The organism is Paenibacillus sp. HW567, assembly GCF_000374185.1.
GTDB lineage: Bacteria > Bacillota > Bacilli > Paenibacillales > Paenibacillaceae > Paenibacillus_AQ.
Genome location: NZ_KB910518.1, coordinates 1,077,929 through 1,099,556, shown reverse-complemented (window position 1 = coordinate 1,099,556; position 21,628 = coordinate 1,077,929). Strand labels below are relative to the sequence as shown.

17 protein-coding genes are annotated in these 21,628 nt (G+C 45.9%); all 17 read right to left on the bottom strand.

Annotated features, from left to right (window positions below; translation table 11 throughout):
• Window positions 1-19 precede the first annotated feature (19 nt).
• Window positions 20-1,948, bottom strand: coding sequence for a stage V sporulation protein D (locus B212_RS0104885; protein WP_019909312.1), 1,929 nt, complete (start codon window positions 1,946-1,948; stop codon window positions 20-22).
• Between the two features lie 95 nt (window positions 1,949-2,043).
• The gene (locus tag B212_RS30775) at window positions 2,044-4,275 is read right to left on the bottom strand and encodes a penicillin-binding transpeptidase domain-containing protein (RefSeq protein ID WP_019909311.1); all 2,232 of its coding nucleotides are present in this window, start codon (window positions 4,273-4,275) and stop codon (window positions 2,044-2,046) included.
• A gap of 47 nt (window positions 4,276-4,322) precedes the next feature.
• On the bottom strand, window positions 4,323-4,715 hold the full coding sequence (locus B212_RS30770) for a hypothetical protein (RefSeq protein WP_019909309.1): 393 nt from the start codon (window positions 4,713-4,715) through the stop codon (window positions 4,323-4,325).
• A 23-nt stretch (window positions 4,716-4,738) separates the two neighbouring features.
• Window positions 4,739-5,692: a 16S rRNA (cytosine(1402)-N(4))-methyltransferase RsmH gene (gene rsmH / locus B212_RS0104870; protein WP_019909308.1), complete on the bottom strand. Its 954-nt coding sequence runs from the start codon at window positions 5,690-5,692 to the stop codon at window positions 4,739-4,741.
• Window positions 5,693-5,731: 39 nt separating this feature from the next.
• Window positions 5,732-6,169 carry a division/cell wall cluster transcriptional repressor MraZ gene (gene mraZ, locus B212_RS0104865; RefSeq protein ID WP_019909307.1) on the bottom strand — a complete coding sequence of 146 codons (438 nt, stop codon included), beginning with the start codon at window positions 6,167-6,169 and terminating at the stop codon, window positions 5,732-5,734.
• Window positions 6,170-6,361: 192 nt separating this feature from the next.
• Entirely contained in the window at window positions 6,362-7,633 is a 1,272-nt protein-coding gene (locus B212_RS0104860) for an adenosylhomocysteinase (RefSeq protein ID WP_019909306.1), read from the bottom strand.
• Between the two features lie 157 nt (window positions 7,634-7,790).
• On the bottom strand, window positions 7,791-9,422 hold the full coding sequence (gene bshC / locus B212_RS0104855) for a bacillithiol biosynthesis cysteine-adding enzyme BshC (RefSeq protein WP_019909305.1): 1,632 nt from the start codon (window positions 9,420-9,422) through the stop codon (window positions 7,791-7,793).
• 343 nt (window positions 9,423-9,765) lie between these two features.
• Entirely contained in the window at window positions 9,766-11,415 is a 1,650-nt protein-coding gene (locus tag B212_RS0104850) for an ATP-binding cassette domain-containing protein (RefSeq protein WP_019909304.1), read from the bottom strand.
• Between the two features lie 294 nt (window positions 11,416-11,709).
• Window positions 11,710-13,038: a radical SAM/SPASM domain-containing protein gene (locus B212_RS0104840; RefSeq protein ID WP_019909302.1), complete on the bottom strand. Its 1,329-nt coding sequence runs from the start codon at window positions 13,036-13,038 to the stop codon at window positions 11,710-11,712.
• A 228-nt stretch (window positions 13,039-13,266) separates the two neighbouring features.
• Complete coding sequence (locus B212_RS0104835; protein ID WP_019909301.1) at window positions 13,267-14,187, bottom strand: ABC transporter ATP-binding protein; 921 nt, start codon at window positions 14,185-14,187, stop codon at window positions 13,267-13,269.
• Complete coding sequence (locus B212_RS0104830) at window positions 14,184-15,179, bottom strand: ABC transporter ATP-binding protein (RefSeq protein ID WP_019909300.1); 996 nt, start codon at window positions 15,177-15,179, stop codon at window positions 14,184-14,186. Before B212_RS0104830 ends, B212_RS0104835 begins: the two co-directional genes overlap by 4 nt.
• An 18-nt stretch (window positions 15,180-15,197) precedes the next feature.
• Window positions 15,198-16,127: an ABC transporter permease gene (locus B212_RS0104825; RefSeq protein WP_036668901.1), complete on the bottom strand. Its 930-nt coding sequence runs from the start codon at window positions 16,125-16,127 to the stop codon at window positions 15,198-15,200.
• Window positions 16,128-16,148: 21 nt separating this feature from the next.
• The gene (locus B212_RS0104820) at window positions 16,149-17,081 is read right to left on the bottom strand and encodes an ABC transporter permease (RefSeq protein ID WP_028530610.1); all 933 of its coding nucleotides are present in this window, start codon (window positions 17,079-17,081) and stop codon (window positions 16,149-16,151) included.
• 221 nt (window positions 17,082-17,302) lie between these two features.
• The gene (locus tag B212_RS0104815; protein ID WP_019909297.1) at window positions 17,303-19,021 is read right to left on the bottom strand and encodes a peptide ABC transporter substrate-binding protein; all 1,719 of its coding nucleotides are present in this window, start codon (window positions 19,019-19,021) and stop codon (window positions 17,303-17,305) included.
• A gap of 150 nt (window positions 19,022-19,171) precedes the next feature.
• Entirely contained in the window at window positions 19,172-19,558 is a 387-nt protein-coding gene (locus B212_RS0104810) for a DUF3397 domain-containing protein (RefSeq protein WP_019909296.1), read from the bottom strand.
• 6 nt (window positions 19,559-19,564) lie between these two features.
• Entirely contained in the window at window positions 19,565-20,545 is a 981-nt protein-coding gene (locus tag B212_RS0104805) for a ketopantoate reductase family protein (protein ID WP_019909295.1), read from the bottom strand.
• 156 nt (window positions 20,546-20,701) lie between these two features.
• Window positions 20,702-21,352, bottom strand: coding sequence for an RsfA family transcriptional regulator (locus B212_RS0104800; RefSeq protein WP_019909294.1), 651 nt, complete (start codon window positions 21,350-21,352; stop codon window positions 20,702-20,704).
• Between the last annotated feature and the right edge of the window lie 276 nt (window positions 21,353-21,628).

Genomic DNA, 21,628 nt, shown 5'->3' with positions numbered 1-21,628 from the left:
AGAAACACAGCCTTATACCTTATTTTTCACTGTCAGCACCCATATAGATCCTGATCGTTGAGCCCTGCTCGACTCTGGCACCTGCCTTCGGCGCCTGATTGATTACTGTATTGCCGGTTCCTGAACGGGCGAGCGTAAAGTTCATGTTCAGATCCTCGTAAATATCCTGGACCGTTGCCCCCGTAAGATCGGGAACCGTCACAATTGGATTTTCGCCATATTTATAGGTTTTGGGAAGCTGATCCTTGCGCTCAGGGACCTTCAAATAGTGCAGGGAGTCTTCCAGAATATTTTGTACGATTGGAGCTGCCACTACCCCCCCGAACTGAATCCCCATAGGATTATCAACTGCTGTATATACAACAATTTGCGGATCATCGGCAGGCGCAAACCCTATAAAAGATACGATATGCTCGGTCGCTGAATAGCGGCCGTTAACTACTTTTTGTGCCGTCCCTGTCTTGCCTCCCACACGGTAGCCGTCAATAAATGCCGGCCGGCCGGTTCCCTTGGCAACTACGCTCTCAAGGGCAGCGCGCACCTTCTTCGAGGTCTCTTCCGAAATGACCTGCCGCACCACCTCCGGCTGTGGCTCCGACACGATCTTGCCGGTATCGGGATTAATCCATGCCTTGGCGACATGCGGCGTATAGAGCTTGCCGCCGTTAATGGCTGCCGATACAGCGGCAATCTGCTGAATCGGCGTGACCGACACCCCTTGACCGAAGGCTGTGGTCGCCAGCTCTACCGGCCCCACCTGCGCTGGCTTGAACAGAATTCCGCTGGCTTCGCCGTTCAGATCAATACCGGTTTTGGCGCCGAAACCGAAATCGCGGATATATTTAAACAGAGTATCCTTACCCAGACGTTGTCCAAGTGCGACAAAGCCCGGATTGCAGGAGTTCTCCACCACCTCAAGAAAGCTCTGGCTTCCATGGCCGCCCTTTTTCCAGCAGCGCAGCTTGGCCCCGGCAACCTCAATATAACCGGGATCATAAAAGTGGTCGTTCTGCAAGTCTACCTTACCCTCCTGCAGCGCGGCAGCCAAGGTTATGATTTTGAATGTAGAACCCGGTTCATAGGTCATCCAGATCGGCAGGTTTCGGTTATAGACCTGAGCGTCATATTCCTTGTAGGCCCCAGGCTCATACCCCGGTCTGCTTGCCATGGCCAGGATTTCTCCGTTCTTCGGATTCATTGCAATCGCCCAGCTACCCTGGGCCTGATATTTCACCATCGCCTGATCCAGCTCGCGTTCCATAATGGACTGAATCTGCTTATCTATCGTCAGTTGCAGATTGAGTCCATCCTTAGGAGCCGAATATTTCTCCGATGACCCGGGCATCAGCCTGCCCCCGGCATCGGACAAATAGGAGATATTGCCCGCGCTGCCTTGAAGCAGCTTGTCGTAAATATTCTCCACCCCGGTAATCCCCTGATTATCTATGCCTGTGAAGCCAAGGATATGTGCCGCCAAATCGCCATAGGGATAAAACCGCTTGTTATCCTCAGCCACAACGATGCCCGGCAACTGCAAATCACGGATGCTCGCGGCCAGCTCCATCGTAATTTTGCGGCCGCCGGGCTGCAGCTTCACCGATGACTCACTTTTAGACAGCAAAGCCACCAGCTTCGTCTCGCTCATACCGAGCAGCGGAGCCAGCGTCTGTGCTGTCTTTTGCTTCTCCTTCACCTGCACCGGAACCGCGTAAACAGTTGGGGAGCTGATATTATAGGCCAGGGCAGTCCCTTCCCGGTCCAAGATTTCACCGCGTTTGGCGGTATAAGGAATATTACGGCGCCACAGATCTTCCGCCTTGGCGCTCAGCTTCTCGCCCTGGGATAACTGCACATAGGCAAGACGCACAGCCAGAGAGCCGAACAATACGGCAAGTCCCAGCAGCGTCCACAGCATTCTCCGCCGAGTTACGACCTTCGAAACCTTCATTCCGTTCTCCCCCCGCTTTCGCTACTTAGACATGAGCTCTTATCTTCATGACTATTCGGGACAAACAGGGGTTAGAACAAGCCTGCACTTATACGCTATTCTGTCTTCGTGTCTTTCTTAGTGTCATCCGCAGCAGGAGGGACAGGAATATTCTCACCATACTCATTGAGCGGCTTAAGCCCCAGGGTAACCAAGGTTTTCCCGTTCTTGATGCCCTGCGTTTGCTGGGACACATAACCTTCGCCCTCAATGGCAATACCTACCTTAAGCAGACTGAGAATTTCCAGCGCATCACGCAGGGACTGCCCGCGTAAATCAGGAATAACAGGTTTTTCACCCTGCTGGCTCAAGAGATAGACACGCTGCCCTGATGCCAGCAGGGTTCCCTTCTCAGGGTATTGGCTGACCACTGTTGTTCCCTCGCCGACCGCCTCGAAATCATAGCCTTGATCAATCAGCAGTTGTCTGGCCGCTTGCATCGTTTTACCGGTCAGATCAGGCGCAGAGCGCTGCTCGGACGGTGTGCTTTTCACTGTTTTCTCTGTGCTGCCTTTAGAATCCGCGACTGCTTTGGGTACTCCCATGTAAGGCAGAGCCTGCGACACAATCTCTTTGAATATTGGAGCAGCGGCAGCACCGCCGCCTTCTCCGTCCTGCGGCTCGTCAATGATTACAATAACTGCAATCTTCGGATCATTGACCGGAGCATAGCCGATAAAAGAAGCAAGCACCTTGTTACGGTCATAATCCTTACCTTGAACCTTGATTGCCGTACCGGTCTTGCCTGCCACACGGTAGCCTTCAATGTAAGCATGGCGTCCGGTGCCCTTGACCTGATCGGCAACAACCTGCTCCAGATAGCTGCCCGTTTCCCGGGCGCTCTCCTTCGAGATTACCTCGCGTACTACCTCTGGCTGGGTAACCGTTGTCTTGCCAGTGTTAGGGTCGGTAATTTCCTTGACCACATGCGGAACCATCAGCTTGCCGCCGTTGGCAATGGCTGATACCGCCGTAAGCTGCTGAATCGGAGTAACGAGCACCTTGCCGTGTCCATAGGCGAGCGTGGCATTTTCCGAGGCAATGCTCGGATTCGGGTTGACAATACCGATGGTTTCACCCGGCAGGTCGATTCCGGTTTTTTCATTGAAGCCGAAATCATTGATATACTGCAGCAGCTTCTCCTGACCAAGCATCTCATAGCCAAGCTTAACGAAGGCTACGTTACTGGAGCGCTTCACACCTTCAAGGAACGAAATTTTCCCCCAGCCGACTCTATTGATGTCATGGAGCGGTTTCTTGTACCCTTTGATGTAAATTTGGCCGGACTGAAAGGTAGCATCAGGATTAAAGAGCTTCTCCTGCACGGCTCCAGCCAGCGTCACAATCTTAAAGGTTGAACCCGGTTCATACCTGGACTTGATCGCATGATTATAGAAGCCTGCGGAATTCTGATTAGTATCCCAGTATTCATTCGGGTTGAAGGTAGGCATATTCGCCATGCCGAGAATTTCCATCGTATTCGGGTCGGCAGCAATGACACTCATGCTTTTAGGCTTGTATTTGTCATAAGCGGTTTTCATGGCCTCTTCAATATAATATTGAATTGTACTGTCAATCGTCAGCTTGAAATTGTTTCCATTGACCACAGGCTGGTACGTATCATTGGATTCGGGAAGCTTAACCCCTTTGCCATCGCTCTGATAGAGAAGCTTGCCGTCCTCCCCTCTAAGCTGCTGGTCAAAATACTTTTCCAGCCCCATAATCGCATTGCCTTCTCTGTCGGTATAGCCCAAAATATGCGCGGCAAGTGTATTCTTAGGATAATAACGCTTTTGTTCCGTAACAAGTCCTACACCTGTCTCCTGAATGTCATGCTCTTTCGCTAGCCCCTTGTTGAAGGCGTCTACCTTATCCGCAAGTTCTTTGCTTATCTTCCAGCCCTCATTGCGGATCTCACGGTTCTTGAGGTATTTGCCTTTATCATCCTTAGCCTCTACCAGCTTCTTCAGTTGGTCCACCGGTTTGCCCAGCAGCTTATTCAGTCCCGCGATAACCTCTTCACCAATTCCCCGTTCAGCAATAACCTCGGGATCAACGACAACGGTATACGCAGGAACATCACTGGCCAGAACATTCCCGTTGCGGTCCTCGATTTCACCGCGTACTGCTTTGATTACTGCTTTATGTGCCCACTGGCTGGCTGCCTCTTGCTGCCAGTATTCGCCATGCAGTATCTGAATCCAGAATACCCGGGCAATTAAAACAAGAAAAAAGAGGGTGATACACCCTCCTATAAACAGCGTGCGAAGTTTTATTCTTTTCACCATACGCAGACCTCACAAACTTTATTATTACGATTGCTGCCAATCGCCAACTAGTTGCCTCCGTCTGTGGCTGTATTGCTCAGTGGAACATGAATGGTCGAGCCCTCATCAGGTGTTTTATACCCCATGTCACTAGCTCGCTTGGCTACGGTCTGTTCTAGACCCTGCTTCTCCATCTGATAGGTAGCGATCTGCTTCTTCGTCTTGGCAATGTTGCTGTCCAGCTTCTGCGCCTGCAAATTCAAATCGTAAATATGCACGTAACGCCAAATCAGGGTGGCAGCCACCAGCACAAATACGCCAAGTGTCAGCATATAGAGCAGCTTCTCCTTCAGCGGAAGCACCATGCGTCTGGTAACTACTTTTGTCTTCTCGCGGTAAAGCCTGTCCGCCTCTTCTTTTCTTTTGGGTTGAACTGCTAAATTGCCGCGGGTATAGGCCATCTCTGACTCTCCTTTATCGTTATTTACAATTTCTCTGCGATGCGCAGCTTCGCTGAACGGGCGCGCGGGTTAAGCTCCAGCTCTTCCTCGGAAGGCACAAGCGGCTTGCGGTTAATCAGCTTCAAGGTGCCTTCTGCACCGCAAACGCAAAACGGAAAGTCAGGCGGACAAGTGCATTTGCTCAAATAGCTGCTGAAAATCTGTTTGCAGATCCGGTCCTCCAGCGAGTGAAACGTAATGACCGACACTCTTCCTTCAGGTGCCAGGCAGCGCACCGCCGCGTGCAGCCCTTCCTCAAAAGCGCCAAGCTCATCGTTCACCGCAATACGCAGCCCTTGAAAGCTCCGTTTGGCGGGGTGTCCTCCCGTTCTGCGCGCTGCAGCCGGAATGCCCTCCTTGATCAGCTCTGCCAATTCTCCCGTGCTCTCCACGGGGCGAACTTCTCTGCGCTCTACAATTTTGCGGGCAATCCGCCGTGAGAACTTCTCTTCTCCATATTGGAAAAGCACACGCGCGATCTCCTGCTCGGGCCAGGTATTCACAATTTCGGCTGCGGTCAGCTCCGCGGACTGGTCCATCCGCATATCGAGCGGAGCATCGTGGTTATAGCTGAATCCCCGTTCCCCTTCATCGAACTGAGGCGAGGATACACCCAGATCGTACAGAATTCCATCCACTTGGGGAACGCCGTCCTTTTGCGGAACAAAGGGGATTTCCTTCAGCACCTGCTCAAGCTCCCGGAAGTTGGTCTTAACCAAAACGACCTTGTCGCCGTATTCACCGAGTCTCTGTCTTGCATTGTCCAGAGCCCAGTCATCCTGATCCAGACAGATCAATCGGCCTTGGCCGCTAAGCTTCGAGGCAATCAGCGAACTGTGTCCGGCCCCTCCAAGCGTGCAGTCGACATATATGCCATCCTTCTTGATGTGCAGCCCTTCTGTCGCTTCTTCCTTAAGCACCGTGATGTGGTGAAACAAGCTGCATCCCTCCAGGGCAGTATTCGAATTGTTATTGTGTTATAGATCGAAATTGAAATCCACCAATTTCTCGGCAATCTCATTGAACGTTTCCTCTGACTGTTCGAAGTACTGCTCCCATAGCTCCTTGTTCCAGATCTCCACCCGGTTCGAAACGCCCAGAATTACACAGTCCTTGTCCAGCTTGGCATATTGCCGCAAATTCCCCGGCAGATTCACCCTGCCTTGCTTGTCCCATACACATTCGGTCGCTCCTGAGAAAAAAAAGCGGCTGAAGGCACGGGCATCCGATTTCATCAGTGAAAGGCTTTTAAGCTTTTGTTCCATGATTCCCCATTCTTCCATGGGATAAACAAATAAGCAGGTGTCGAGGCCGCGGGTCGCTACGAAGGAGGCTCCGAGCATTTCCCGGAACTTGGCAGGGATAATGATACGTCCCTTGTCATCAATGCTATGCTGGTACTCACCCATAAACATGATTTGTCCCCACCTCTAGCTCCCAATTCCCCACTTTACCCCACTTTACACCACCTAAGCATAATAGATTCGCCATTAAAAATCAAAAACCTTTTTTTAGAGCAAAGTAATTTTCCATAAATGTCAAGCTGCAAAAAAAACAAGGTGCCCGAACCATTCACATGGCCGGACACCTTGCTTCAGTTCTATGGATTATGCGTTCAGATTCCAACTGTCCAAATATTGAACCTGCTCCGGAGTCAGGCTGTCGATGGCAATCCCGAGACTCTCCAGCTTATAGCGCGCTACCTGCTCGTCCAGCTCATAAGGAACATTTTCAACCTTTACTCCGATGTTGTTGTAATTGTCATTCACATATTTCAGGGAGAGCGCCTGCAGCGCAAAGGTTGTATCCATGATCTCTGCCGGATGGCCGTCAGCCGCGCCCAGGTTTACAAGCCGTCCCTCTGCCAGCAGATACAGCTTGCGTCCGTCCTTCAGCTTGTACTCCTCGATGTTCTTGCGCACAGTGCGCTGGGATACTGCCCGTTCGGACAATTCGGGCTTATTCACTTCGACGTCGAAATGGCCGGCGTTGCACAGAATCGCTCCATCCTTCATCACATCGTAATGTTCGCCGCGGATCACGTAACGATTGCCTGTCACTGTAACGAAGAAATCCCCCTGCTTCGCTGCTTCCAGCATCGGCATCACATGGAACCCGTCCATATGGGCCTCCACAGCCTTGATCGCATCCACCTCAGTCACGATGACATTGGCGCCAAGCCCTTTTGCCCGCATAGCCACCCCTTTGCCGCACCAGCCGTAACCGACTACGACCACTGTCTTACCAGCCACAATAAGGTTGGTTGTGCGGACGATGCCGTCCCACGCAGATTGGCCTGTACCATAGCGGTTATCGAACAAATACTTGCAATAAGCATCATTGACGGCTACCATCGGGAACTTGAGAATGCCCTGCTTCTGCAATGCTTTTAGCCGGATAATGCCTGTAGTCGTTTCTTCTGCGCCGCCGCGGATATTCTTCATCAGATCAGGGCGTTCGGAATGCAGCAGCGTAGCAAAATCGCCTCCGTCATCAATAATCAGGTCCGGTTTGCTTTCCAGTGCCTTGATATTGAGCGCTTTGAATTCTTCAGGAGTGGGATTGTATTTGGCAAATACGGTGATGCCGTCCTCCACCAGCGCTGCACAAACATCATCCTGCGTAGACAGCGGATTGGAGCCGGTAATTGTAACTTCCGCGCCGCCTGCCTGCACAACCTTTGCCAGATAAGCTGTCTTCGCTTCCAGGTGAAGCGTAATAGATACCTTCAAGCCTTTGAAGGGCTGCTCTGCCTCGAACTGCTCGCGGATACGGTTCAGCACCGGCATATGCTGGCGAACCCAGTCGATTTTGAGATGCCCCTCCGGAGCCAGCGACATATCTGCAACAATACTGTTTTCCTTGGATAATGAACTCATAATGATACCTCCTGAAAGTTTTATGGAGCTTGTGCTTCATTGAAATCCTTCGCAATAAACTAGCCTCGTAAGCATAAGCTTAAGTTTTGCGGAATATCCGCTTCTTCGAAATTACTATGCAGCAAAACTCGCTTCGTAAGCGTAAGCTTTAGTTTTATTACATATAGATGATACGGTGTGTTCCGCTGTAATCTGCGGGTATTTTCATCAGCTCATCGAGCCAGGCGGGACCGTAACGATTCAGATAATACATAATATTGTACACTCTTTCCTGCAACTTACCCAGCGGCATCAGCGACAGCTCAATCCGCTCCCACTGGCGGAGCGCAGCTTCATTCTGCTTCTCCATCGCATCCTGGGCTTTGGCTTGAAGAAAGGTGATCTGATCCAGAATTTTATCTTTATTATTGCTGCCCAGCTTAAGAAGTCCCACTTGAATTGTTCCAAGCTGTTCAATTATCGGTTCGTACATTGCGGAGAAAGCTGCCTTTGTCTCTTCGAACCGGCGTCCCAGCTCCAGCTCATCCTGGGCGGCAAGCCATTCTTGTCTTCTCTGATCCAATCCTTCTCGGACATCGCCATAAGAGAGCCCGTACTTGTCCATATGCTTATGCAAAGTCCCTTCCACAACCGTAAACGACATGCGGGGTATAATCAGCGGCATCCGTTCACCGACTACCTCAAATGCCAGTTGCGGAATGGCCCAATAGGCGATTTCACCTTGTCCTAGCACAGTCGCGAGAACCGGCAGCAGATAATCTTGCATAAGCGGACGCGTCAGCACATTATTGCTGAACCGCTCGGGATGAGTCTCCAGCCGCCGCAGCAATTCTTCCGTGGAAAAGGAAATCGTGCCCTTGCGGTCGGTGAAGCGCCCAGCTTCCTTATGCAGCAGCAACCGGTTCCCTTCATGAATATAAAAAAGATTGGCACCGCCAGCGACCACAGCAGCCTGCAGCTCATAACCGCCACCAGCAATATTGGCGGCGGCCGCCTGATAAGCGGTCTCCAGCTCATCATTGCGTTCTATCAACGATGCAAACAGCGGAGCTTCCAGCTTACGCAGCCCAGGATCTGCAGAATCCAGCAGAATGAGTCCAAATCTGCCAAACAGCGAGCCTATCAGCTTGGCAAAAGCATCACTCATGCTGCCGGCGGTACCCGAGGATTGGCGGATAAACTCCATAATCTGCGGTTTGAATTCGCTCTCCTGCAGCAGCCCGTTCAGTTGCTCGGTAACTTGCAGCCAAATGGCTTCGTCCACCTTGATGGTGCTGACAGAAGAACGATGTTCATCTGCTTTGTCCACTTTAAGCTTGGTGATCTCCCCTGCGCGGTTCAATACATAGGTATGATTGACCTCATCCCAGTCATGATCCTCACCCGCAATCCAAAACAGCGGGACGACAGGCCGCCCCAACTGCGTTTCTGCTTCTTTTGCCGCCTGAATCGTTGTAATTGCTTTGTATATGACAAAAAGCGGACCCGTGAACAGGCCGCTTTGCTGCCCGCCGGTCACGACCAAAGTCCCCTGCTGCTCCAGCAGCGCCAGGGAATTCATCACCGCAGCATCAGGATTGTGCTGCAGATTGTATTTCCGCAAGCATGCTGCAAGCTTGGCACGATCGGCCCGCAGATTCTCACTGCTGTCCAGCCATTGCGCGCGTTCCGCTCTGCTCTCCTCATTACGGAAATCTCCACCGTACAAATGTCCTACCTTTTCATAATGATGTATATAGTCGCTTGCAAGCGCTGATCCGCCCGGGAGAGGTTCCGGTACTACATTCATGAACAACTGCCTCCTGTTCTACTGTAACTGCTATATGTAATCACTAGCCGATAAACTCTTTATGATTGTATCCAAAGTTAGCGGCCGCGTCAAAGAAGAAAGTATAGAGATTATTAGATGATCCGTCAAGAAGAAACTTATCACCAATTTTATATACATCTTATCCACAATAGAAGAAATCAAAATTCCTAATCAACAAAAAAAACATCCCATAAATTTGATAAAGAGATGTTCTTCTTATTTTGTATATATGCAAACGAATAATGGATTCTCTCTGCTACATCTCCGTGCGGAATCTGACCAACTAAAAGATTTAGACTTGGTACATTAGTAATTAAATATTTCAGATTGATATTACCTCCGTTTCATTCATCTCAACAAATTCAGCCACATCTAGATTCAAAATCTTATCGCAGATCATTTTTATGTCATCATCATGTGTTATTAATAGAATTATTTTATGCTCTTTTATAGAATGTAATATTGAGACAAAAAATTCAAAACCAATCCGATCCATCATTGAAGTAGGCTCATCTAGAATTAAAACTTCAGGTTCTTTCAACAAGGCTCTAATAATTGATGACTTTTGAGCTTCACCACCTGATAAATTCATGAAAGTCTGGTTAGGATTATCCAAGTCAATTCTATCATTGAAATTAAAACCTTTCATTAACTCCTTAAGATTGTCCTCGTTCCATTCACTAACTCCATATAACAAATTTCCAATAAACCCCTGCTGAATTACTAAAGAATTTTGTTCTGCTACACCAAAAATTCTCCTTCTAATCTCGTACATATCCAGTTCTCTTAAAGGAATATTATTATATGATATCTGACCTTCATATTGGTGGTATAATCCGCTCAATAAATTGATCAAACTTGTTTTTCCACGGCCATTTTTACCTGTTATCGCATATACTTTACCTTTATTAAAATCAACATTGAAATTTTTAAAGATGCTTTGTCCATTAAAAGCCAACGTGATATTTCTTAATGAAATAGATTCAATAGATTCCAATACAATTTCCCCATTTTCTTCCTTTGGGGTGTTAATGTGATTGAGCAACCGGTCCAATGAAGCTTTTACAGATTGATAATTCTTTGATGTATCTATAAAAAACTGAAGAGAACCAATAGCAGTTCCTAAATAAGAAGAGATAATTATTAATTTGCCTATAGTAATATTCCCCTTTGCAACCCCAACCGCACCTACAAACAAAATAATCAGGTTACAAACATTAATAAAAAAGCTATTAGTGGTGCCTGCAAAACTTAATATTTTTACATTTTTAACCAAAGAATTCATGAATTTATTAAAACTAAAAATAATATCTTTTCTTAAAGGCTGAAACAAGGAGTTAATTTTTATAGATGAAATATCGTTCAACTGGCGATACATATCTGCAAATAATTGAGACTGACCATTCTTCAATTCCAGAGAACTTTTATAGATCGGCTTTTTAAATATTAAATACAAGCATATATATATAGGAATTGTGAGTAAAAATATCAAAAATACAGCAATATTAATTTTCCATAACAAATACAGTGTCGTAAGCAACACAATTAAGCTCGTTATTCCCTGAGTAATCAAATTCAAAAAATAACTACTCACAACATTACTGTCACTGTTAAGCTGCTCTGTTAAAAAAGAAGAATTAAACTGTCTAGAATACTCAATTGGAACCTTCTGAATATGGTCAATCAAATCGAAGTTAATGTCAAAGGCCAATCTGGTATTCATTGTATTATGAAATATACTAACCATATAAGAAACAAGCAGAGAAATAAAATTCACCGCTAATAATATTATTAAAATTTTAGCTACATTTTCTAATTTAATAGATCCTGTAAGATTATCAAAATAAAGTCCATTGAAATAAGGTAATAATAAGCTTGATAAACTTGAAGAGACGAGGGTAGAAAGAAATAAAACCAATATTTTAAATCTATTTTTATTCAAATATTTTAAAATTAATGTAGTCGTATCCATCTTTATCTCCTTTTTAAAAAGAACAATTGGGCATTCGAGATTCAAATGCCCAAGAGGTGGCCTACATGTACGCTTTACAACCAGGGTAGTACGAAGCGCACTTAGCTACACATGCACTTTGTGAAGGGCAATAATTTGTACAAGTAAATCCTCCAGAACCATTACAATTAAAATTACAGTCAGTTGTTCCCATATTTCCGCTAGGTAATACAAGAAAGTTCATCTTCTCACCTCCTTTATTTAATTTTATATATGAGATTTGAGTACCCATTGAGCAGTCAAATTCATAAACACTTAAATAATACTATGTTCTTCTTTCATAGAAGATTGTTTAATTAGAAAGGTCGCATAATCTTCAAGTTTTTTTTGAAGGTTGTATTTATATTCTGAACATCGATCATCCTCACCACTAACTCTACTATTTGGGCACCCTCCCATACATACAGGAAGTATCTTACAACTTGAACATTTATCATTATTGAATGGTTCAAAGAGTAAGTACTCTAGTCTAAGATTAATATTCCCCTCAAATGATTCATCTACGATACTTCCATAGCTGTCTTTCACATTACCCACTTCAGTCCAACAATTGTAGATGTACCCTTCAGGATCTAAAACCATAGAATTCATTGAATCTGCGGTACAGTACGGTCCGGTAAGATTCGGAAAGCTATAGAATCCAGAATGAAACCCATTATTATGCACTTTCTCATCAAATTCATAGGAAAGCTCAGTAAAGCTTTTCGTAGTCATACAACTATTCTTACTGTAGCAATCATTAGAATTTTTCACATGTCCAAGATAAATATGAATTTTTTCTTTTAAGTCACTATTTTTTATAAGCTGTAATAAATCATCCAGTTCATCTTTGTTGGTAGTATCTGTATTTATACGTAATGAAATATTTAATACATCTGAAGTTTCTTTAATGTTATCTAGAATTTTATCAAACGTTGGTTGTCCTCCCACCAAAGGTCTTCGAATATCATGAATCTCTTTCGGCCCATCTATGGTTACTTGTGCCATGAACACTTTAAAACCTCTCAATTCTTCTGCAAGTGAACGGTCAAGACGATAACCATTAGTAATTATGCTCGCCGAATATTCTATTTTATTTTCTTCACAGATTTGCATAAATTTATTAGAAAGAAAGCGAATTACGTTCATGTCAAGCAATGGTTCTCCACCGTACCAACAAACGCTTAGTGAATCCAGCCCTTTCGCTTGATTCATTACAAGCTCAACTATTTTATCCAACACTTCCTGACTCATCTTCTTGTTATTTCTAAAATCCTTTTCGTAACAATAGATGCAGCCTAGGTTGCAGTTAAGAGTGGTAGCTATTGTAAGACCTAATTGTCTGGTGGAGTATCGGTTGCGCAAAAGTCTGGATTTCATAATATCAATTTCACTTAAATCTCTATCTAAGATGAAACCTCCAAGTTTAAGCTGTTTTATCAATTCAGCATCAAGATATGTAATATCATTTTCATTTTGAAATTTTTGATAACTATCATATTTATCTTTTTCCATCAAAGCCAAAGCCGCGGTTCTCGAATTATAAGCAAGCGTTTTTCCTTCTTCAGGAAAATCATAAAAAAAGTTATAATTGGATGCTTTCATAATTAGTCACCTCTATGAATTATTTACAAATTCTATCTATAGTGAAATGTACACCGAAAAATAAATACCATTATATGAACTTTGTCATAATTCAACACATTTATACCATATAAAATCTTTTAATACTTTTTCCGACATTTTGTAACAAAAAAAGCCTTTTTGAGGTATCGTTCTGAAATTATCAGAATGATCTCAAAAGGCTTTCTAATTTAAGTTTTTTAACTCTGATTAAGCATACTGTTTCGCAACAAAATGTCCTTTAGACACTTCAACCAATTCAAAATCGCTGTCATTGGTTTTTTCGCCTGCAGCATAGATTGGAGAACCCAATTCATCATGCAGATGAATACGCTTCTTGTTGACTTCAACCTCGGGGTCTGGAACCGGAATCGCCGACAACAGCGACTTCGTATACGGATGAATTGGGTTGGCATACAGCTCTTCACTCTCGGCCAGCTCAACCATTTTGCCCAGGTACATAACCGCTACGCGGTCACTGATATGCTTAACCATAGACAAGTCATGCGCGATAAAAAGATAAGTAAGACCGAGCCGGTCCTGCAGCTCCTTGAGCAGGTTGACCACCTGCGCCTGGATAGATACGTCCAGTGCGGAAATCGGTTCGTCACAAACAATGAACTTGGGATTGACTGCAAGCGAACGGGCGATCCCGATACGCTGGCGTTGTCCACCGGAGAATTCATGCGGATAACGGGTTGCATGGTCATGGTTAAGTCCAACCATATCCAGCAGCTCTTCAATCCGTTTTTTACGTTCTGCACGGCTTCCGGCCATTCCATGAATGTCCAGCGCTTCACCGATAATATCAGAAACCGTGAACCGCGGATTAAGCGATGCATAAGGGTCCTGGAATATCATTTGCATATCACGGCGCATAGCCTTCATTTTGCCCGAAGACAATTTGTAGATGTCCGTACCATTGTATTTCACACTTCCGGCAGTCGGTTCGTAAAGACGAAGGACTGTCCGGCCGGCAGTAGTTTTACCGCAACCGGATTCCCCTACCATCCCCAAGGTTTCGCCTTCGCGAATCGTGAAATTAATATTATCAACAGCCTTAAGAACCTTTCCCTTGCCAACATTAAAATACTTCTTAAGACCTTCTACTTCAATCAGGTTCTTACTCAAACGTACTGCACCTCCTTGGCCATCGAATGCAGATTCCAGCAGCGCGCCATATGCGTCTCGCTGAATTCTGTTGCACCGGGGTCGATTTGTTCGCAGACATGCATCGCTTCGCTGCAACGCGCTGTGAACGGACAGCCGACCGGCGGTTTGATCAGATCCGGGGGAGTTCCGATGATTGGAATCAAAGGCTCACCCTTTTTTTGGTCCAGACGCGGCATCGACCGCAGCAAACCCTTAGTGTACGGATGCCGCGGATTTCTAAAGATTTCCCAGCTTGTACCTGTTTCCACCACTTCACCAGCATACATGACAATGACCCGGTCACACATCCCGGCAACGACTCCGAGATCATGTGTGATCAGAATGATGGAGGTCCCCAGCTTGTGCTGCATCTCTTTCATGACTTCCATGATTTGCGCCTGAATCGTTACGTCAAGCGCTGTTGTCGGCTCATCTGCAATGAGCAGAGCCGGGCGGCAGGCAAGTGCAATAGCAATCATTACACGTTGACGCATCCCGCCGGAGAATTCGTGGGGATATTGGTTAAAGCGAGCTTCAGCATTATTGATACCGACCAACTCCAACATCTCGATACCTTGCTTTTTCGCTTCAGCCGCTGACATATTCTGATGTTTGATCAAAACTTCGGTTATCTGTTTGCCCACCTTGATCGTTGGGTTCAAAGAAGTCATCGGGTCTTGAAATATCATGCCAATATCTTTGCCGCGAATACTTTCCATTTGCTTCATGCTTTTGTTCAGCAGATTCTGTCCTTGAAAAATAATCTCGCCCTGTTTCACTTTGGAAGGAGGCGTAGGAATGAGCCGCATAATGGATTGTGCGGTAACACTTTTTCCGCTGCCGGATTCACCGACAATGGCGACTGTCTCACCTTTGCCTACTTCAAAATTCATACCGCGAACAGCCTGTACTTCTCCGCCTTTTACAAAAAAAGAAACATGCAGATCCTTAACCTCCAGAATGGGTTCCATCAATATTCACCTCCTATGCTATTTTTTCAGTTTAGGATCCAGTGCATCGCGAAGACCGTCACCAAAAATGTTAAAGGAAAGCATGGTCAAGCTTATCAAGATAGCCGGGAACAGGAAGCGCCACGGATAATAAAGCCAGCCCGTCAGTGAATCATTAATCATCGAGCCCAGGGAAGCGACAGGAGCCTGTACACCAAGACCCAGGAAACTTAAGAACGCTTCAGCAAAAATGGCATTCGGTACAGAAAGGGTAATCGTTACGATAATCGGACCCACCGCATTTGGCAGCAGATGACGGAACAGCAGTCTGCCTGAACCAGCACCCATTGAACGCGAAGCCAGAACGAACTCGCGGTTCTTGAGCTGCATGATCTCACCGCGCACAATCCATGACATCGTAATCCAGCCTGTAATGGTAAGCGCCAAAATGATCGTCCCTAAACTTGGTTCCAAAACTACCAGCAACAAGATAACAACCAGCAGGTAAGGAATGGAATACAAAACTTCGGAAATCTTATTCATGATATTATCTACACGGCCGCCAAAGAAGCCCATAATACCGCCATAGATAACACCAATGAACAAGTCGATTGCTGCTGCCGCCAAACCAACGATCAGTGAGATACGTGCTCCATACCATGTACGGACAAAGATATCACGGCCCAGATCATCGGTACCAAACCAATGGTCAGATGAAGGAGGCTTATTGGTGCTGAGCAAATCGTTAGAGTAGTAATTGAATTTCGAAAACAACGGACCAATCAGCGAAGCCAGAACGATCAAGCCAAGAATAATCAATGCCGTCATGGCCATTTTATTCTGACGGAGCCGCTGCCAGGAATCCTTCCAGGCTGAAAGACTTTCACGTTGAATAACCTCTGCCTGCTTCTCATCTATACCGATTTTCTGAAAATCTTCCGGTTTCAAATCCGCATCCAGCGAACCCATGTTTTTGTCAGATGCCAATTTTTAGCCCTCCTTTCCTCCAGTTAGTTTGATCCGCGGATCTACAAGCACATAAGCTATGTCTGTAATAAAGCGGGCCAACATGAGCAGAACACCGTAAAAAATAGTAATCCCCATAATTACGGTATAATCACGGACACCAATGGCCTCCACAAACTGCTTGCCGATACCGCCGATACCAAAAATCTGCTCAATAACTACAGAACCGGTTACAATGTTAGCGGTCATTGGTCCCATGTAAGTCACAATCGGCAAAATTCCGTTGCGCAGAACGTGACGGCTCAGAATAGCGATCCAGCTTAGGCCTTTAGCCTTAGCGGTCTTAATGTAATCAGCATGCAAAACCTCCAGCATGCTGGAACGGGTCAAACGGGCTATGAAGGCTATCGGCTGGGCCGAAAGCGCCGCTACCGGAAGGAAATAATACATGGGTCCTTTGAAGCCTGAGACCGGAAAAATGCTGAATTTGTAGGCAAATACATATTGGAGCAAAGACGCGACAACAAAGCTCGGAACCGCAATCCCCAGCACCGCCAGCACCATTGCAGCGCTATCAATAAATTTGCGGTGGTATAGTGCCGCCAGCATGCCGAGAATGACCCCAACAATAACCGACACGATAATTGCGACAACTCCCAGCTTCAAGGACGCTGAAAAAGTCTGTCCAATCAAATGCGTTACATCCTGATTCAGACGTTTCATCGACACACCCAAATCACCCTGGGCAACTTCACCCAAATACTTGAAATACTGATGATAGAGCGGCTTGTCCAAACCATATTGCTCATATAAACGCGCTTTAATTTCCGCCGGAACCTTCTTTTCAGAAGTAAACGGGTCCCCCGGAATAGCTTTCATCAGAAAAAAAGTCGCTGATATTAGTACAAACAGCGATACGAGCATGTAGAAAAACTTATTTGCAATATAACGAACCATCCCCATCAACACCTCCTTCGACATTTTTTTAGACACATAATTTGATTTTATGAAAAAATCAGACTTTTGTCCATTTTCTATTTTTGTAAACCAGAGCGGCCTAGACAAAAAGCCGAAAATGCAAAAAAAAGGGATATATATGGAACTCCACATATATATCCCGAAGCGTAAGGCTAACTTCAGACGGCTAACTATTCAATTTAGCTGCTAGAGACTGTATCTTAGTGCTCAAGCAGGTAAGCGCGAGTATAGTCAACTGCACCACTGAAGTCAAGAGTTACACCTTTGAGGTACTCTTTAGTCAGGGAGTTGTTGGTGTAGTAGTAGATCGGCATGATAACCATGTCGTCCTGTACCAGCATTTTCTCAGCAGCAGCAAAATCTTCTTGGCGTTTAGCCAGATCAGAGCTTGCTTTCGCATCAGCAATCAACTTGTCATATTCAGGATTAGCATAACCAGCATCATTGTTACCGCCGCCCGTTACCCACATATCCAGGAAAGTCATTGGATCATTGTAGTCGGCTACCCAGCCGGCACGAGCAACCTGGAAATTCTGGTGTTGACGGTTTTCAATAAATACAGCCCACTCTTGGTTCACTGTGTTTACAGTAATACCAAGGTTATTTTTCCACATGTCAGCAATCGCAAGAGCAATTTTCTTGTGGTTCTCACTTGTGTTGTAAGTCAGTTCTACTGGAGGAAGTGCAGTCAAACCTTCTTCCTGCAGGCCTTCCTTAAGCAATGTTTTAGCCTGTTCAACATCCTCAGTGAAGTAGCTGTCTTTAACAGCGCTGCGGTATTCACCGTCGGCGCCAGCAATACCTGGCGGCACGTAGCCAAAGGCAGGAAGCTGTCCGCCCAAAGTAACGTTATCAATCAAAGCTTGACGGTTGATTGACATAGCCAGTGCTTTACGAATTTTGACATTACTGAAAGGTTTCTCAGTAGTGTTGAACTCATAGTAATACGTAGAAGCAATCCCTTTGGAAACGAACTCGTTAGGGAAGTCTTTTTTGACGATAGGAAGCTGTTCGGATGGAATTTCACCGTTCGGGTTACCGGCACGATCCAATTCACCGTTCTTGTAGCTCAGCAATTCAGTAGCGCCGCTGTTAACAAGAGTGAAGTCAATCTTGCTCAATTTAATGGAAGCTGCATCCCAGTATTTGTCATTCTTAGTTACTTGGATAGCTTGACCTGTAGTCCATTCAGTCAATGTGTATGGTCCGTCTGTAATCATAGTGTCTTTGCTTGTTGCCCATTTATCATTACCCTCAATGGATTTGTGAACAGGGTAGTAGGTATAGAAGGACAACAATCCCAAGAAGTAAGGCGTTGGCGATTTCAGCGTAACTTCCACCGTTTTCGCATCAACAGCTTTCACGCCTACTTGACTGAAATCTGTAACTTTCTTAGTGTTAAACTCTTCACCATTTTTTAGGTAGTACAATTGATAAGCATAAGGTGGCGCAGGAGTTGTCGCAGGGTCCAGCACGCGTTTCCATGCACGAACAAAGTCTGCAGCTTCTACAGGATCGCCGTTGCTCCACTGGGCATCACGCAGATGGAACGTATATACCAGACCGTCAGCGGAAATATCCCATTTTTCGGCAATCCCTGGCTCAGCCTGGCCTGTTTCAGCATTCACACGAGTCAAGCCTTCATACATAGTTTGCAGGACAGTGTGTGCCTGATTGTCTTGAGCTTGTGCAGGGTCGAATGTAGGTGGCTCTGCGCTCAGGTTAACTTTAAGCGTTTGGTCAGCAGCCAATTTCTCGTCGCCACTTGCATTGCCAGTGTTCGTGCTTGCATTGCCCGCATTAGTTGCCGCGGCATCGTTGCCTTTGTTTGCATTGTTGTTTCCGCCGCAGCCAGCAAGCACTGTGCCGATAACGAGAACCAATGCAATCATGAGCAATAGACTTTTACTCTTCTTCATCTAGCAGTTCCCCCTAAATAGAATGTGGTATATGGTTTATGATTATACAACCAGTGGTCAAAAAAATCTACAGCAATATTTTCTGAAAACACTTTTTTTTTAAAACTTTAAAATTTTGTGACATTGACGCTTTACCGGAGCAATGGAACATTACATCGCTTGTGATATGTACTTAATAAGGCCAACGATCATGAATAGAACGTATCCAATGCCCATGAATAAGAAGGAAAGTCTCCAGACTGCCCGAAGCAACCGCTTCCCATCCACTTTTCCTTTCAAGCGATTTTGGGCGCCTCCAATCAGTCCAGCGCATATTAATACAATAAGCAGTATAAGATAGAACCCAAAACCCGATTTGAAAATGTTATTAAATAAGGCGGATACAGATAGAAATAAAAACAAGGTTGTTACATCCATAGCCAATAAAAAAGTTTTCTTCTTCTCTTGTTTGAGGCCTATCCCTATGAAATATACAATCAAAAAAGGAATAACCGGAATAACGCTTAGCAGCGTGAACGAATTCCACAGAAATTCCAAACAGCCTCACCTCTCCTTCACATTCATGCCTTCTACCAACCGGCAAATCCAGCGGTGTAAAGGGACCGTGATTCCAGCGCTTTCTGCCATCGCTACAATGCTGCCGTTAATCCAGCGGATTTCTGTTGCTCTTGCAGCAAGCACATCGGCAAGCATTGACGAAATATTGCCCGAGGTTGCCCGGCAAACTTCAAGAATGCCCTCCCATGCATCAGCAGCATAAGCAATGCCGCAGGCATCATATACGCGAATAGCTTCTGTATACAGCTCTTTCATTAACTGCATACGCTCTTCAGAAGCCGGCAGTTCACCGTTCGGAATACGCCAAATCGCCGTTAGCGGATTGATTACGGCATTGATGAGCAGCTTCCGGTAAATCATGGTATCCACTTCTTTCGACATCAACGCGTAGAATCCTGCTGCTGTAAGGGCCTCAATCAAACTAATTGCAGCGGTATTCTCCTCATTTTGAGCATTTTTATGCGATTCCTGTCTGGGGGCCGACCGTTTCCCTATACATATTTCCCCTTTGCCTGCATGAATAACCTCTGTTAATGTTTTCCTTTTCGCAGCCTCGGTGGTTACTGCCGCCCAGATTGAAGCCTCAGGAAGCAGCTCCTGAAGCAGCTCCAAATGGCCGTTGCCATTTTGAAAGCAAACCGCGTGAAGTCTGCTGTTCCGCAGGGGAGCCAGTATCTCCGGCAAAGCTTGATGAAATATGTTCTGTTTCAGCGTAATTGCCAACCAGTCGCCGGGCTCCTGAAGTACGGTTTCAGCGAACCTGCTTATGGGCGCTGCCTGAAAGCGTGTACCCTTAAGCCGAATGGCTTTTCTCCCGTCTTCGCAGCTAACAGTTAAACCTTCTTCGGCCAGCCTTCTGCACTGTTCTTCACTCCGGCACCACAGCCTGACTTCCGTTCCGGCATTAATCAATTTCCCCGCCAGCAGCAGACCCAGTGAGCCCGCGCCGATTATATCTATCCTCATGCCTGCACCTGCCGTTCCACAGCAATTTTCCTAATTATATCTTCATTCCGGCAAAAGCAGAATAGCCTCGCAAAGCTGAGCATTGAGTATGGACGCAAAAAAAACCCGCAAACGGGCCAGGAGCCACTGCATGCGGGGTTGATGAAACCTGTGAATTTATTCGATTCGTTCCAGATTGCCGTTCGCGTCCATTTTGAACCTCGTCTTCATTTCTTCATCCTCTTCGTTAAGAAAAGCGAGCCTTCGGGCACGGTCCATAATCTGAATTAAAGCCTTGTAATCGTCGTTCACAACTCGATAGTCACTCTGGGCAAGGTTAACCTCTTTGGATAACCTTTCATTCTCCACCCTAAGCTCAGTCAGCTCATCCTCTTTCTCTCGCAAATCCCTTTCGAGCATCTTGAGCTGGCGGCCAGCTTCCTGAAAACTTCCTTTCCATTGTCTTAAGAAGCGGATTACCGCATCAATAGACAATGAATTTTCGCCAAGTCCTTCGCTGCGCCCGTATTCCTCTTCAATGTCTCCGAGAATCAAGCCGGCTACCTGAGCACCTCTGCTGGCGGGCTGCTTTTTCAGATAACTCCGCTTCTGGCGCTGGCCTTTGGCGATGCCGATTGCATCTTCATAGCTTTTGCGGACACAACTGTTCCAGCGAAATCCGCATGCCGCCGAGGTTCTGCCGATTTTTTCACCCACCTCTTCAAAAGCTGCAAGCTGTGTGCTGCCCTCCCGGATATGACGCAGCGTTATTTCTGCTAGTATCAAATCATCTTCCGCGCTCCAAGCATCCTGTCTAACGGCTGTCATAAAGCCAAACCCTCCTAACAACATCATGAAATAACCATCTTCATAACCGGCAGCTCCGCCGGATAGTGAATAGGATAAAAGCTGCTTACTCCATTTCTATGCCTCTATTAGAGTTCATAGAATCTATTTGATACTAAATTGTATTTCCATTTTGACGGAACCTCATACTTGCTGCGTGCTATAATTTCTGTTTTCTCATCCCAAGTTCATGTGTCAATAATAAAAATCATATTTTTCCAGTAATTTAAGCTTTTTTTCGATGAATTCGTTTACAGG